14 protein-coding genes are annotated in these 13,463 nt (G+C 60.6%); 8 read left to right on the forward strand and 6 right to left on the reverse strand.

Features of this window, described 5'->3' with window-relative positions; genetic code table 11:
* Positions 1-17: 17 nt before the first annotated feature.
* The gene (locus tag ETC27_RS02000; protein WP_136253297.1) at positions 18-632 is read left to right on the forward strand and encodes an FMN-binding negative transcriptional regulator; all 615 of its coding nucleotides are present in this window, start codon (positions 18-20) and stop codon (positions 630-632) included.
* Between the two features lie 116 nt (positions 633-748).
* Here ETC27_RS02000 and ETC27_RS02005 read toward each other — a convergent pair whose 3' ends face one another.
* The 3 genes from ETC27_RS02005 to ETC27_RS02015 form a co-directional block, all read right to left on the reverse strand.
* Positions 749-1,138: a phasin family protein gene (locus ETC27_RS02005; RefSeq protein ID WP_136253298.1), complete on the reverse strand. Its 390-nt coding sequence runs from the start codon at positions 1,136-1,138 to the stop codon at positions 749-751.
* A 170-nt stretch (positions 1,139-1,308) separates the two neighbouring features.
* On the reverse strand, positions 1,309-2,787 hold the full coding sequence (locus ETC27_RS02010; protein WP_136253299.1) for a sensor histidine kinase: 1,479 nt from the start codon (positions 2,785-2,787) through the stop codon (positions 1,309-1,311).
* Positions 2,784-3,569 carry a response regulator transcription factor gene (locus tag ETC27_RS02015; RefSeq protein ID WP_240724761.1) on the reverse strand — a complete coding sequence of 262 codons (786 nt, stop codon included), beginning with the start codon at positions 3,567-3,569 and terminating at the stop codon, positions 2,784-2,786. The genes ETC27_RS02010 and ETC27_RS02015 overlap by 4 nt, the downstream gene beginning before the upstream one ends.
* A 162-nt stretch (positions 3,570-3,731) precedes the next feature.
* On the opposite strand from ETC27_RS02015, the gene ETC27_RS02020 reads away from it, so the two are divergent.
* The 3 genes from ETC27_RS02020 (at position 3,732) to ETC27_RS02030 (ending at position 5,826) form a co-directional block, all read left to right on the forward strand.
* Positions 3,732-4,064: a pentapeptide MXKDX repeat protein gene (locus ETC27_RS02020; RefSeq protein ID WP_136253300.1), complete on the forward strand. Its 333-nt coding sequence runs from the start codon at positions 3,732-3,734 to the stop codon at positions 4,062-4,064.
* An 87-nt stretch (positions 4,065-4,151) separates the two neighbouring features.
* The gene (locus tag ETC27_RS02025) at positions 4,152-5,063 is read left to right on the forward strand and encodes a cytochrome b/b6 domain-containing protein (RefSeq protein WP_136253301.1); all 912 of its coding nucleotides are present in this window, start codon (positions 4,152-4,154) and stop codon (positions 5,061-5,063) included.
* Positions 5,056-5,826 carry a molybdopterin-binding protein gene (locus ETC27_RS02030; RefSeq protein WP_136253302.1) on the forward strand — a complete coding sequence of 257 codons (771 nt, stop codon included), beginning with the start codon at positions 5,056-5,058 and terminating at the stop codon, positions 5,824-5,826. The genes ETC27_RS02025 and ETC27_RS02030 overlap by 8 nt, the downstream gene beginning before the upstream one ends.
* A gap of 282 nt (positions 5,827-6,108) precedes the next feature.
* Here the strand turns inward: ETC27_RS02030 and ETC27_RS02035 are convergent, their stop codons facing one another.
* Positions 6,109-7,878 (reverse strand): AAA family ATPase, encoded by a 1,770-nt coding sequence (locus ETC27_RS02035; protein ID WP_136253303.1) that lies wholly within the window; start codon positions 7,876-7,878, stop codon positions 6,109-6,111.
* Positions 7,879-8,028: 150 nt separating this feature from the next.
* Positions 8,029-8,274 carry a S24/S26 family peptidase gene (locus tag ETC27_RS02040; RefSeq protein WP_136253304.1) on the reverse strand — a complete coding sequence of 82 codons (246 nt, stop codon included), beginning with the start codon at positions 8,272-8,274 and terminating at the stop codon, positions 8,029-8,031.
* A 313-nt stretch (positions 8,275-8,587) separates the two neighbouring features.
* On the opposite strand from ETC27_RS02040, the gene ETC27_RS02045 reads away from it, so the two are divergent.
* The 4 genes from ETC27_RS02045 to ETC27_RS02060 are packed head-to-tail and all read left to right on the forward strand — an operon-like array spanning position 8,588 to position 11,902.
* The gene (locus ETC27_RS02045; RefSeq protein ID WP_136253305.1) at positions 8,588-9,370 is read left to right on the forward strand and encodes an ABC transporter ATP-binding protein; all 783 of its coding nucleotides are present in this window, start codon (positions 8,588-8,590) and stop codon (positions 9,368-9,370) included.
* Entirely contained in the window at positions 9,367-10,086 is a 720-nt protein-coding gene (locus ETC27_RS02050) for an ABC transporter ATP-binding protein (RefSeq protein ID WP_136253306.1), read from the forward strand. The genes ETC27_RS02045 and ETC27_RS02050 overlap by 4 nt, the downstream gene beginning before the upstream one ends.
* 2 nt (positions 10,087-10,088) lie before the next feature.
* Complete coding sequence (locus ETC27_RS02055; RefSeq protein ID WP_136253307.1) at positions 10,089-10,958, forward strand: branched-chain amino acid ABC transporter permease; 870 nt, start codon at positions 10,089-10,091, stop codon at positions 10,956-10,958.
* The gene (locus ETC27_RS02060) at positions 10,958-11,902 is read left to right on the forward strand and encodes a branched-chain amino acid ABC transporter permease (RefSeq protein WP_205742664.1); all 945 of its coding nucleotides are present in this window, start codon (positions 10,958-10,960) and stop codon (positions 11,900-11,902) included. Before ETC27_RS02055 ends, ETC27_RS02060 begins: the two co-directional genes overlap by 1 nt.
* Positions 11,903-12,227: 325 nt before the next feature.
* Here ETC27_RS02060 and ETC27_RS02065 read toward each other — a convergent pair whose 3' ends face one another.
* The gene (locus ETC27_RS02065) at positions 12,228-13,448 is read right to left on the reverse strand and encodes an ABC transporter substrate-binding protein (RefSeq protein ID WP_136253308.1); all 1,221 of its coding nucleotides are present in this window, start codon (positions 13,446-13,448) and stop codon (positions 12,228-12,230) included.
* Between the last annotated feature and the right edge of the window lie 15 nt (positions 13,449-13,463).

A 13,463-nucleotide genomic window follows, 5' to 3' on the forward strand; every position in this document is an offset into this window, starting at 1 on the left:
CGACGAGGAGACGCTCGATGTACGTCCCCCCCGCGCTGCGAATGACCACGCCCCAGGCCCAGGCCTTGATCGAGACGCAGCCCTTCGGTGTGCTGATCGGCGACGACCTGCAGGCAACCCACCTGCCGTTGCTGCTGAACCGAGACGAAGGCGAGTTCGGCACCCTCTACGGCCACCTCGCCCGAGCCAACCCGCACTGGCAGGCGCTGGAGGGTCGTCGAGTACTGGCGATCTTCAGCGGCCCACATGCCTATGTGTCGCCCAGCTGGTACGCCACTCGCCCAGCCGTGCCGACCTGGAACTACGCCGCCGTGCACGCCGAAGGGCGCTTCGAGCGACTCGACGGGGCCGCCACCGCCGCGCTGATCGAGCGCAGCCTGGCTCACTTCGAACCCGGCCTTGTCGACGACAAGGTGATGCTGGATGACGCCTTCCGTGACCGGCTGCTGGCCGGCATCGTCGGTTTCCGGGTGCCCATCGCCTCGCTCCAGGGCAAGGCAAAACTTGGTCAGCAGCGCAGCGCCGCCGACCAGGCCGGGGTGGCGGCCGGGCTTGGCGACAGCGCCGCTCCCGAGGCTAAGGCGCTCCTGCGCTACATGCACGACCAGGCGCTGGGCACAGGGGCGCAATGACTCTGGCACCAGCGTCGTGCTAAACGCAAAACGCCGCCACCCCAAGGGGTAGCGGCGTATATCTTCATCTTGCTTATCGGCAGGGAAACGCCCCGCCGATCATCGACCCAATCGCGTTACTTGGACGCCGGCTTGCTGGCCGAGGTGGCGGAGCTTGCCGCCTTGGAAGCGCTGGAGACGCTCTCTTCGGTCAGTTTCTGCGCCTGCTGGGCGACTTCCTGATTCATGGCCACAACCTTCTCGGCATCGGCCTTGACGCGCTCGCCAACGTCCTTAGCGACTTTCTGCTGGCCTTCGACATAGCTGCGCAGGCCTTCGGCATCCTTGACGTTCAAGGCAGCGCGCGCTTGGTTGAGGCCAAGATCGCTATAGGCCTTGGCAGCATCGAACTGGGCGGCCATCAGCTTTTCGGTGTAGTCGATGCTCATGGCGGCGTAGGCGCGTGCCGGGCCGAAGAACATGGATTCAAACTGCTGAGTGACTTGATCGAAATTGGTATTGCTCATGGTTCACCTCATTAGCGAACGGTTTCAAAAGGAGGGGCTTCCTGCCCCTCTTGCAATGCAACATAGCAAAGCAGTTGTTGCAGTGCAACATGGATTTTTCATCTCGGGGCGACGGGCGACCCTACCCAGTTCGCCAGACACTCATGACAGAGTAATGAAGCCCGCCGACATCAGGCGAAGGGCAGCACCAGGCTCACCCGCGTGCCCTCCCCCTGACGACTGTCGACCTCGATCCGGGTACCGTGCCGCTCGCAGATCTCGCGCACGATCGACAGACCCAGCCCCGACCCCTCGCCCTTGGCGATGCTGTCACGGGTGCGGTAGAAGCGCTGAGTGATCACCGGCAGTTCCTCGGCGGCGATGCCAACGCCGCTGTCGACGACCGATAGCCGCACGCCATCGTCTCGCGCCTCGGCATCGAGCCGCACCCAGCCGCCGGCTGGCGTGGCATTCAGTGCGTTGTCGATCAGGTTGCATAATACCCGGTCGATCAGCCCCAGGTCGGCGTCGACCCAAGGCAGCGCGGGGTCGCAGGCCACGCTCAGGGCGACCTCGGCCTGGCCCGCCTGATGCCGGAACTTGCCGGCGATGTCATGAGCCAGCTCGGGCAGCGAGAAGGGCTCGCGCTGCAAGGGCTTGTCGTAAGCGTCGAGCCTCGCCAGCGTCGACAGCTGCTGGGCCAGCCGGGTCAGTCGGTCGGCATTGTCGAGGATCGAGCAAAGCGCCTGGCGACGCTCTTCCTCCGAGCCTTGTGGGGCGGACAGGAGCTGTTCGGTATAGCCTCGCAGGGAGGTCAGCGGGGTACGAAAGTCATGGGTCAGGTTGGCGATCAGCTCGCGTCGTTGGCGGTCGGTCTCGCGCATCGCCGCCAGCTGCGCCTCGATGGTCCCGGCCATATCGTTGAAGGCACGCGCCAGGCGGCCCAGCTCGTCATCACTGGGCGCCTCGATGCGCTGGCTGTAATCCCCGCCGGCGAGGCGCTGCACTGCCGTCGTCAGGCGGGTGAAACGCCGGGTCAGCAGCGCGAACCACACCAGGCCGAAGATCCCGGAGACCAGCAGCGCTATCAGGCCCGCGGCCACCAGCGTACGAGTAATGGAGCTGGTGCGCAGCATGGCGAACATCGAGGCCTGGCCGGCGTTGGTGAGATCGGCGTAAAGATAGCCGGGCTCGCCCGTCGGGCCATAGCTGATACGCGCCACCGAGAACACGCCAGGCTCGCCCCCGCAAGGAGAGACCGCCAGCACCGGCAGCATCGGATCCTCGCCGAGCAGGGTCTCTAATGCCTGGGGCGAGACCCGATGCTCCTGATGACAGGCCGGCTCGGCGTAGTCCGCAACCACCCGCCCTCGATCGTCGAGCACATACAGCGCCAACGAGGGGTTGATCGAGGCGATATGCCGGGCCATGTCATGCGCGGCCTCGCTGTCGGCCCCCTGCCGTAGCGCCGGGCGCATGACCTGGGCCAGGTTGTCGGCGAGGTGAATCTCCTGACGCTGCTGGAGCTCGCGACCGAGCTGGTTGAACTGGCTGATGGCGATCCAGGCCGCGGCCACCGACAGCAGCAACAGACTGATCAGGTAACCCAGCGCAATCCGCGCATAGAGGCTACGGCCCAGGCGCGCGCCGCGCCTCAGTAGCTCCCTCATGGGCTTTCCCCTCCCACGCCGGCATCGGGCGACGCCGCATCACACCGCGAGGTGAAGCGATAGCCCACGCCCCAGACCGTCTCGATGAAACGCGGCCGGGCCGGATCGGCCTCGATCTTGTTGCGCAGGCGATTGATATGGGTATTCACGGTGTGGTCATAACCGTTGAATTCCTCGCCCCAGACGCGGTCAAGCAACTCGCCGCGGCAAAAGCTATGCCCCGGGTGGCGGGCGAACAGCGATAGCAGCGCGAACTCCTTACCGGTGAGCTGCACCGGCTCGCCATCGAGCTCGACCCGATGCTGGTCGGTATCGATGACCAGCGGGCCGCACACCAGCGGCGGGGTACCGCCGATGTCGTCATCGCCGCTCGCCCGCTGCTGGCCGCGTCGCAGCAACGCCTGCACCCGGGCCAGCAGGATCGGTAGCTGGAACGGCTTGGTGACGTAGTCGTCGGCGCCGATCTCGAGGCCCTCCACCACATCGCGCGTCGCCGCCTTGGCGGTGACCATCAGCACCGGGGTCAGGCTATCGCGGCGCCGCAGGCGACGACACACCTCGAGACCGTCCATCCGCGGCAGCATCAGGTCGAGCATCACCAGATCGTAGCGCGGCCCCGTCGTGTCTCTGTAGAGCGCGGTTAGCGCCGCCTCGCCATCGGTGACCCAGTCGCAGGCATGCCCCGCATTGATGAGTTGTTCGCTGAGCAGTTTGCCGATCTCGGGGTTGTCCTCGACACAGAGGATCCGGTAGGCCATCGCGCCTGACTCCTGGCTTTTCATGTCCCTACTCTAGAGGCGCCGGACGAGCCGTGCATCACGAAAACGTCACACCGCCTCATCGTCACGTGATGATTTCGTGATGAATTGCCAGCACCCGCCAACTAGCTTGATAAGGGCCGGCGAGATGATCGTCGGTCGCTCATACAAGATTGGAGGTTCACGATGATCAAGCTATCGCAACACCCCAAGACCGTGCTGTTCGCCGCCCTGCTGGGCACCGCCCTGCTGCTGCCGACGACCGCCCTGGCCGAGCACCATGAAGAGGGCATGCAGGAAGGCGAAAGCATGGAGCACGATGCCATGTCCGGCGAAAACAGCATGGATCATGACGCCATGGAAGGAGACAGCATGGAGCATGACGCCATGGGCGAGGACAGCATGGAGCATGACGCCATGGGCGAGGACAGCATGGAGCATGACGCCATGGGCGAGGACAGCATGGACCATGACGCCATGGGCGAGGACGAGATGATGGAGGAAGACGACAAGATGTGATGCTCGCCACTTGTCTGGCCGACCGGTGCCGGCGCCATGCCCACCGGTCGGCGTTTTCCTCGATCTCCACTTCAAGGAGGGTGTCCCATGCCACTCTTCGGCAAGGCTCGGCCGGATCCGGACCGCCCAGACGGGGCCCCGACGCTCATCAAACGGCATAGCGCCTTCACCCGCCTCTGGCACTGGGTGAATTTCGCCTGCCTGATCATCCTGCTGATGAGTGGCCTGCAGATCTTCAATGCCCACCCCGCGCTCTACTGGGGCAAGGATTCTCACTTCGACAGCCCGGCGCTGTCGATCGGCGCCGAGCGTGACGCAAGCGGCGCCTGGCAAGGCATCACCCGCATCGGCGGCTACCGCTTCGATACCACCGGCGTGCTGGGGATCTCCGGCCCGTCCGACGACCTGGAGCGTCGCGCCTTTCCCGCCTGGGCCACCCTGCCCGGCCCCCGCTGGCTCGCCAAGGGGCGCCAGTGGCACTTCCTGGCCGGCTGGATCTTCGCGCCGATGCTCACCGCCTACCTGCTCTATCTGGTGTTCAGCGGGCAGCTTAAGCGACGCCTTCTTCCCCGCCGTGACGAATGGCGCCATCTCGGCGAGACGATCCGCGACCATGTCCGGCTACGCTTTCACCACGGCGAAGAGGCCCGTCACTATAACCTGCTGCAGAAGCTCACCTACCTGCTGGTGCTGCTGGGCCTGCTGCCGCTGGTGGTGCTCACCGGCCTGACCATGTCGCCGACCATGGATGCCGCTTGGCCCTGGCTACTGGACGTCTTCGGTGGTCGTCAGAGTGCGCGCACCCTGCATTTCATCTGCGCCATCGGCCTGCTGGCCTTCTTCCTCGTGCATCTCGCCCTGGTGCTGGTCTCCGGCGTGTTCAACAACCTGCGCTCGATGATCACTGGACGCTATGCGCTTCACCCTGAGCTATCCCCTGCGCAACCCCATGCCCCTTCCTCGGCGCTGCCCCCGCAGCAGGAGCCCCGCGATGACTAAACCAACCGATAGCGGCCGCCGCCGTTTCCTGACTCGCTCCCTGCTGGCCGGTGGCGCGACCCTGCTCGCCGGCTGCGACGCGCTGACGCGCAGCGACGCCATGGGCAAGCTGTTCGAGACCAGCAGCGCCCTGACCCAGCAAGCGCAGCGCCTGCTGGCCTCGCGCCAGTCGCTGGCCCGGGAGTACACGTCCGCCGATATCGCCTCCACCTTTCGTGCCAACGGCACCACCAATCCCGACGAAGCGGCCTACCGCAAGTTGGCCGAGAACGGCTTTCGCGATTGGCGGCTCGAGATCGGCGGCCTAGTCGAGCGGCCCCAGGCTTTCTCTCTGGACGAGCTCAAGACCATGCCGGCGCGCACCCAGATCACCCGCCACGACTGCGTCGAGGGCTGGAGCTGCATCGGCCAGTGGAAAGGTGTAGTGCTCGGCGACCTGCTGGATCGGGTCGGGGTTAGCGACCAGGCGCGCTTCGTCGTCTTCCACTGCGCCGACCGCTACCGCGGCGGCGACGCCTATTACGAGAGCCTGGACATGCTCGAGGCCTATCATCCGCAGACGCAGCTAGCCTACGCCCTCAACGACGCCGACCTGCCCATCGCCAACGGCGCCCCGCTGCGACTGCGCGCCGAACGCCAGCTCGGCTACAAGATGGCCAAGTACATCATGCGCATCGAACTGGTCGAGAGCTTCGCGAATATCGGCCGCGGCCGCGGTGGCTATTGGGAGGATCGCGGCTATAACTGGTGGGCGGGGATCTAGGGCACGTTCGGCGTCGAGCTGCCCCACTTAAGCCACTAAGGCCTACGCTTTCGCCGCCGCGCAGAGCGAATGCCTGCGCCTACATCGCGGCGGCTCGTCCTTTACTTAGATCTCGCCGACTGCCGCCCCAAGTTCTAGCCCGAGAGCCCGATGCTCATCAGCGGTTGAAAGCGTGAGGTCGACGCGATGACCTGGCTGATCACCGAGGTCAGCCACGACATCAGCGATAGCGCATTCACATCCGAGCTCCAGATGGAGCTAAAAAGCATGTAAAATCAAAGTTTAGTTCACAGCTTCTATAGCTTTGACTAACTCTTGAACTCGATCCCGCAAATCAAGAACATCTAGACCGGCACCCACCCCCACAGCTGATTTAGCGACCTTAACCTTATCAACATTCTCTACACTCTTACCCGAGCTATTATTAAATGGAAGCACATGCTGAAACTCCCCTATGCGCTTCCTTGACCCAAAGCCCTTATAAACTTCTTTCAAGGACGCTGTCATCACACCCTTATCTATGTAATTCTCAATCTCTCTCCCCTTCGTAACCCATGCCACCCCTCCAACTTCACCAAGCTCTTTAACTATCCTTTTCTTTGTTGAATTTATATCATCCTCGGCCTTTCTTTTATCACTATCCATTAACACACAAGCATTTCTATTTATCTTAACAATCTCAATAAGGGAGTCATCACCCCCGACAAAGTCAAGCTCATCACTTGCAGTCAAGTGACTTAACAATCGCCCGCCATAGAACATGACTGAATAGTGCACACCCTCTACTAACTCCTCGTTCACCAAGGATATCCAATGCTTTATATAAACTCTATCTGAAGGCCCTTCCACCCAAATAATGAAATTAGACTGCAAAAGATCTGACGGACGATAACCAAGATCAAAAATTGCCTTGGCTTTCCCACGATCAGAAAAAACCTTCACGACCTTTGTTGCATTATCATCACCCAAATAAGACCTATAAACTGATGCACCTCTATCATCTATGAAGCTAGGCGAGTGGGTGGCAATAAAATACTGATTGGTGGTTTGTTTTTTTATATATCCAATCAACCTCCTTTGTAAAACAGGGTGCAAATGTATCTCGGGTTCTTCAATACAGACTATCTGCTCATCTACTAAGGTACAAAACGAAGCTAGCATAATCACTTCATGGATGCCCGTACCTAGAGATTCCAATGGAAGAACCTTTTCGTTCATATGAACAAGAACGCAGTCCCGCTCGTACGGAATCTCTATCTTTGCCCCTTCGCAATGAGTTACTGATGCTAAGAAATGATTAATCTTGTCAAACTTATCCCTCTCCCCTCTTTCTTGAACACCTGGGTTCTGTAGGCGTGCAAGCTTTTCTATAAGCCCACTCCCGTTCCAAACATTCTCATCGTACCCATTGGGCGTAATTTCTCTAACAGCAGGTATAAAATAGACTTCCTTTACATCCTTCTCAATATTCCCAACAACCCAACTTATTGTTTCAGGAATATGGTGCCGCAACGTATCTCCTCCTGTCTTACTAACGACGCCACTCCACAACTCCAACCAAAACCTGGGATCAAAGTCTTGCGCAAGTTTGTTATTGTCTGGATCAAAAAGAAAACCAAGACTTTGTTTTTTATTATCATATGAAAACCAAACCATACCATCAAGGCTTATAGCATCAACTATGGCATCGATAATATCGCAATATATTTTTTCTCGCATCTCTCTTAACTTTTTCGGCAATGCACTTTTTGAAGCACCTGCCACGTCAGACGCGGGCACTCCCACTCCTCTAACAACTTGAGATGCTGAAGCACCAACATGGATATCTAGATCTTCAACTTTGGAAAGAGCATGCGTTACATTCTGTTTCCTAAAGCATCTCAGCAAACCTTCAGACTGATTGAATATAAAATGCAGAACACAAGACTTCCCCGAATTATTTTCTCCAATTATAAAATTAATATCAGAGAATCCACTCAAATACTGAACACTTTTCCCCACGCCCTTGTAGTTAGAAAAAACAACACCTTCTAAAAAATTCCTTTTGCTCACAACACCCCCTCCCTTTCTTCACAACAAACCATTCATATCTGAAAAACTCATATAACAGCTATACTCAAAAACCTGTGCTCAAAGTTCTGACACGCTACCCTTTTTAGAAAAGAGGGACCAACCATTTCCCCCCATACTCACGCGCCTGGCTCACCACCACGCCACGCAGGTCCGGTAGCTGCTGAACAACCGCTGCTCGCCTTCTACCTCCACGATTACCAAGTCATCGTGCTGGGCGAGTTTCTGCTCGTCGACCACCAGCAGGTCGTCTTCCATCAGCGGACCGCCCACGCCGGCGTCCTTAATTACCTCCCCCAGGTAGCAGGCCGGCTTGAATCGCGTCGGGTCGTATCCCGCCAACGCCGGGTGGTCGATGCCGAGACACACCGGGCCCAAGTAGTTCGCCCGTATGTTTTTCCCTGCCAGTTCCGATTGTCACCTTACCAGCCCTATGCACGGGACCGGTCGCCTGCATCTCTAATTGTGCTCTCTCGTAACAGGCAGCCTTCGCTCCGCCTCGGGGGGATCCCGATGTAGCGAGCGCCGGCGAAACGGCCCTTTTCCGCCATGTACATTGAGACAAGCGTTTAAACCCCGTCTTTTTATCGCCTTGATGCGCTTTGAAGGCGGCGATACTGTCTTGCCATCGGGCGAGTGCTGCCCGCTCCATCATAATTTCAAGAACAATCTCAAGGCAGGAGCTCCCACCTTGATCCGAATCGAAAACGTCTCCAAGTCCTTCGGCGGCTTGCAGGCGGTGAAGGATGTGTCCTTCGAGGTTGCCCAGGGCAGCATCACTGGCTTGATCGGCCCCAACGGCGCCGGCAAGAGCACCCTGTTCAACATCGTCGCCGGCCTCTTCCCGCCTACCAGCGGCCGCATCGTGCTCGATGGCCAGGACATCACCGGCCTGCCTACTCACGAACTCTTCCACCGGGGGCTGGTGCGCACCTTCCAGATTCCCCATGAGTTCTCGCAGATGACCGTTCGCGAGAACCTGATGGTGGTCCCCCCTGAACAGAGCGGTGAAAACCTCTTCAACAGCTGGCTACGCTGGGGCCGAGTTCGCAAGGAAGATACCAAGGTCCTCGAGCGAGTCGACGAAGTGCTCGACTTCCTGGAAATCTCCCATGTCGCCGACGAGCTAGCCGGCAACCTCTCGGGGGGCCAGAAGAAGCTTCTGGATCTTGGTCGCACCATGATGACCGACGCCAAGATGGTGCTGCTGGATGAGCCCGGCGCCGGCGTCAACCGCACCCTGCTCGGCAAGATTCGCGAGGCGATCCGTCGTCTCAACACCGAGCGCGGCTATACCTTCTGCCTGATCGAGCACGATATGGACCTGATCTCGCAACTCTGCGACCCGGTGCACGTGATGGCCAACGGCGAGCTGATCGCCTCCGGCCCAATGGATGAAATCCGCCAGAATGCAGAGGTCCGCGAGGCCTACCTGGGCGGTGGCGCTAGCGGCAAGATGGGGGAAGACGCATGAGCAGCGAAACCACCACTCTGCTGGATGCCAGCGACATCTACGGCGGCTACGGCGGTGCCGATATCCTCAAGGGCACCAACCTCAAAGCCAGTGCCGACGAAATCGTGGTCATCGTCGGCCCCAATGGCGCCGGCAAGTCCACCGCCATGAAGGCGATCTTCGGCCTGGTAAAGATCCGCACGGGACAGGTGCTGTTTCAGGGGGAGGACATCACCAACGCCAAACCCGAACAGATGGTACGCCGGGGCGTTGCCTATGTGCCCCAGGAGAAGAACGTCTTCCCCTCGCTTACCGTGCAGGAAAACCTCGAGATGGGCGGCTACCTGATGAGCGGGGACCTCAAGCCACGCATGGACATGATCTATGAACTCTTTCCCAAGCTTGCCGAGCGCCGGCGCCAGCCTGCCGGGCTGATGTCCGGGGGCGAGCGCCAGCTGGTCGCCATGGGGCGTGCACTGATGATCGACCCTAAGCTGTTGATGCTCGATGAGCCAACTGCGGGCCTGTCACCGAAGCTGATCGACGAGACCTTCGAGCGCATCAAGGAGATCAACGCCCAGGGCATCGGCGTGTTGATGGTCGAGCAGAATGCCAAGCAGGCGCTGGCCATCGCCAGCCGCGGCTATGTGCTTGCCACCGGCGCCAATCGCCATGAGGACACCGGGCCCAATCTGCTGGCCAACCCGGAAGTCGCTGAAATGTTCCTGGGGGGCTAGCCATGAATGACATCATACAGATCCTGATCTACGGCATGGTGCTGGGCAGCGTGCTGAGCATGGGCGCCATCGGGGTGTCGATGATCTTCGGCATCCTGCGCTTCGCGCACTTCGCCCACGGCGACTTCATGACGCTTGGTGCCTATATCGGCCTGACCTTCATTGCCGTGATGGGGCTAAGCCCCTGGTTCGCCCTGCCGGCCGCGATGATCGGCATGGCCGTGGTCGCGGTCGTCATCGACCAACTGCTCTACCGGCGCATCCGAAGAACCCAACCGGTCATTCTGCTGATTTCTTCCTTCGGCATGGCGCTGATCCTGCGCAGCCTGATCCAGTTGATCTGGGGCTCGGAGAACCAGACCTATGCCAGCGGTATCCAGTTCCCCTGGCGCCTCGATGTGCTCGGTGGCCTGCGCATCAAGCCGGATCACGTCTGGATCGTGCTGATCTCGCTGGGTCTGGTGGCCGGCGTGCACCTGTTCCTGACCCGCACCCGGATGGGCAAGGCGATGCGCGCCATGTCCGACAACATGGACCTGGCGCTGGTCAGCGGCATTCCTGCCGAACGGGTGATCATCGTCACCTGGATCATCGGTGGGGCGCTGGCGGCGGCCGCCGGGGTGTTCCTCGGCATCGACACCCGCCTGCACCCGGTAATGGGCTGGACGACGCTATTGCCGGTGTTCGCGGCTGCCATCCTCGGCGGCATCGGGCGGCCTTATGGGGCCATCGTCGGTGGCATGATCATCGGTATCTCGATGGAGATGTCGACGCTGTTCATCTCCGCCGCCTACAAGCCGGCCGTGGCCTTCGCCATCATGGTGATAATGCTGATCTTCAGGCCTCAGGGCATCTTCAAGGGGACACTGTGATGGAACTCGCCAGTCTGTTCGCGTACCTCGTCTCGTTTCTGACCTTTGCCGGCATCTATGCGGTGCTGGCCATGGGCCTCAACACCCAATGGGGCTTCACCGGTCAGTTCAATATCGGTATCGCCGGCTTCTTCGCCGTGGGTGCCTACACCAGCGCTATCCTGACTACCCCGGAGAGCCCTGCCTATCTTGGCGGGCTGGGCATGCCATTTGCGGTCGGCCTGGTGGGTGCGACACTTGCCTCGGCGCTGATCGGCCTGGTGATAGGTCGCATCACCGCCAAGTTGCGCACCGATTACCTGGCCATCGCGACCATCGGCATCGCCGAGATGATCCGCCTGTTCATCAAGAATGAGGACTGGTTGACCAACGGCGTCCGTGGCATCGCCGGTATCGAGCGCCCCTTTGCCGGCACCCCGCTGGATACGCCCTTCGGCTATCTGTTGGTGGTGGTGGCCTTCGTGGTGCTGGTCTACTTCCTGCTTGAGCGCGCCTATGCCTCGCCCTGGGGTCGGGTGCTGCGGGCCATTCGCGAGAACGAACCGGCCACCGCTGCAGCCGGCAAGTCGATCGCCCGCTTCCGCCTGCAGGCCTTCGTGCTAGGTGCGGCCATCATGGGCCTGGGGGGCGGCCTCTATGCCCACTTCTTCGGCTTCCTGAGCCCCGAGGCTTTCATGCCGCTCTATGGCACTTTCCTGGTATGGGTGATGCTGATCGCCGGCGGCAGCGGCAATAACCGCGGGGCCATCCTGGGCGCCGTCGTGGTGTGGGGCGTCTGGACCCTGACCGAGCTCACCACTGACCTGCTGCCCACCGAGTACGCTACCCAGGCCGCGGCCCTGAGGGTGCTGCTGATTGGCGTGCTGCTACAGGTCATTCTGGTGACTCGGCCGCAGGGCATCCTGCCCGAAAAGCCACCCAAGCTGATCGCCCGCAAGAAGTAATCTTCTCGAGACAGGCGGGCGCGCTCCCGCTTCACACGACCCCGGCCCTTTGCGCCGGGGTTTTTGTTTGGGCTTTTGTCAGGGCTGCTCGCTTATCGAGCCGGGGTTTTCCCAGCGCACCGCCCCGCTCACCCGTCTGTCGGCCTCGTCTATCTATCTCCCCTATCTATCTCCCCTATCCACCTCGCCTATCTACCTTCCCTATCTGCCTCGCCTAGCAGACTCTCCTGGCGGCCGCGGATAGGTAACCGGCAAAAAAACGCCCCGGCACGTGGCCGGGGCGATGTCTTGTCGCTAGCCTGCAGCTAGCTCAGCGAGCGGAGCATCACTCGGGCATGGTGGGCTCGAAAATGCGGTTGGTCATGATCTCGCCATCCTTGAACATCCACTCGCCGAAGGTACCCGGCACATCACCGTTGCTGTCGAAGTTCACCGAGCCTGAAGCACCCTCATAGTCGATGTCTTCACCAGCGGCGATCAGCTCTGCCGCCTTGGCAAACTCGCCCGGCCCAACCTTGACGCCCGGCGGGTTGGCGACTGCCCGCACGCTGTCACGGATCGCCACGCGGTCGGTGGAGCCAGCCTGCTCGGCGGCCAGCGCGATCACGTAAAGGGCATCGTAGGCGGTATCCAGATAGGGCTTGGGCGGTACTTCACCATACTCGCCGTCATAGGCGCTGGCGAAGTGCTGAGCACCCGGTGAATCACCGCGAGCCTGAGGCACGGTGCCGATGGCGCCCTCCAATGCCTGAGCGCCAAGGTTGTCGATCAGCTCAGGTGCCTTCATGCCATCGGTGAACACGAAGTCACGGAAGAAACCACCCTCGAGGGCCTGACGCAGGATGGTTTCACCGTTTTCCGGATAACCGATCAGCACCAGTGCCTCGGTGCCGCCGGTATCAGCCTGCTGAAGCTCACCGCGATAGGCAGCCTGGCCCTGCTCATAGGCAACACTTGCCGCCACGCTGCCGCCCTGGGCCTCGAAGGCCTCGCTGAAGGCATCGGTCAGGCCCTTGCCATAATCGTTGTTGACGTAGATGACACTGACGGTTTCATAGCCCTTGGCGGCCGTGATTTCGGAGAGCGCCACACCCTGGAAGGCATCCGAGGGCACCGTGCGGAAGAGGAAGTCGTCGTCGTCGAGGGAAGTGATCACCGGCGAGGTAGAAGCGTTGGAGATCTGCAGCACCTGCTCGGACTTGGATACGCTCTGTGCCACCGGGATGGTCACGCCGCTAGACAATGCACCGAAGATGGCATGCACGCCCTGTACGTTGACCAGTTTCTGAGCGGCCGCCACCCCGGGCTGCGGAGAGGTCTGGGTATCACCGGCGCTGATTTCCATGGGCTCGCCCATCACGCCACCAGCGGCATTGATTTCCTTGACCGCAAGCTCTGCCGAGCGCAGCGACGGTTCGCCATAGCTTTGCAGATCGCCGGTCAACGGTACCAGTACCCCAACATTCAGAGGTTCAGCAGTGGCTGCTAGGCTGGTCGCCATCGCCATGGCGGAAATAGCACCAATCAATGGTTTCTTGACGATCATGGTTTACGTCTCCTT

The sequence above is a fragment of the Onishia niordana genome (genome assembly GCF_004798965.1).
GTDB lineage: Bacteria > Pseudomonadota > Gammaproteobacteria > Pseudomonadales > Halomonadaceae > Onishia > Onishia niordana.

Excerpts from the sequence above, each read along its gene's own strand:
- ETC27_RS02000 (WP_136253297.1), top strand. The coding sequence starts at position 18 with ATGTACGTCCCCCCCGCGCTGCGAATGACCACGCCCCAGGCCCAGGCC.
- ETC27_RS02005 (WP_136253298.1), bottom strand. The coding sequence starts at position 1,138 with ATGAGCAATACCAATTTCGATCAAGTCACTCAGCAGTTTGAATCCATG.
- ETC27_RS02010 (WP_136253299.1), bottom strand. The coding sequence starts at position 2,787 with ATGAGGGAGCTACTGAGGCGCGGCGCGCGCCTGGGCCGTAGCCTCTAT.
- ETC27_RS02015 (WP_240724761.1), bottom strand. The coding sequence starts at position 3,569 with ATGAAAAGCCAGGAGTCAGGCGCGATGGCCTACCGGATCCTCTGTGTC.
- ETC27_RS02020 (WP_136253300.1), top strand. The coding sequence starts at position 3,732 with ATGATCAAGCTATCGCAACACCCCAAGACCGTGCTGTTCGCCGCCCTG.
- ETC27_RS02025 (WP_136253301.1), top strand. The coding sequence starts at position 4,152 with ATGCCACTCTTCGGCAAGGCTCGGCCGGATCCGGACCGCCCAGACGGG.
- ETC27_RS02030 (WP_136253302.1), top strand. The coding sequence starts at position 5,056 with ATGACTAAACCAACCGATAGCGGCCGCCGCCGTTTCCTGACTCGCTCC.
- ETC27_RS02050 (WP_136253306.1), top strand. The coding sequence starts at position 9,367 with ATGAGCAGCGAAACCACCACTCTGCTGGATGCCAGCGACATCTACGGC.
- ETC27_RS02055 (WP_136253307.1), top strand. The coding sequence starts at position 10,089 with ATGAATGACATCATACAGATCCTGATCTACGGCATGGTGCTGGGCAGC.
- ETC27_RS02060 (WP_205742664.1), top strand. The coding sequence starts at position 10,958 with ATGGAACTCGCCAGTCTGTTCGCGTACCTCGTCTCGTTTCTGACCTTT.
- ETC27_RS02065 (WP_136253308.1), bottom strand. The coding sequence starts at position 13,448 with ATGATCGTCAAGAAACCATTGATTGGTGCTATTTCCGCCATGGCGATG.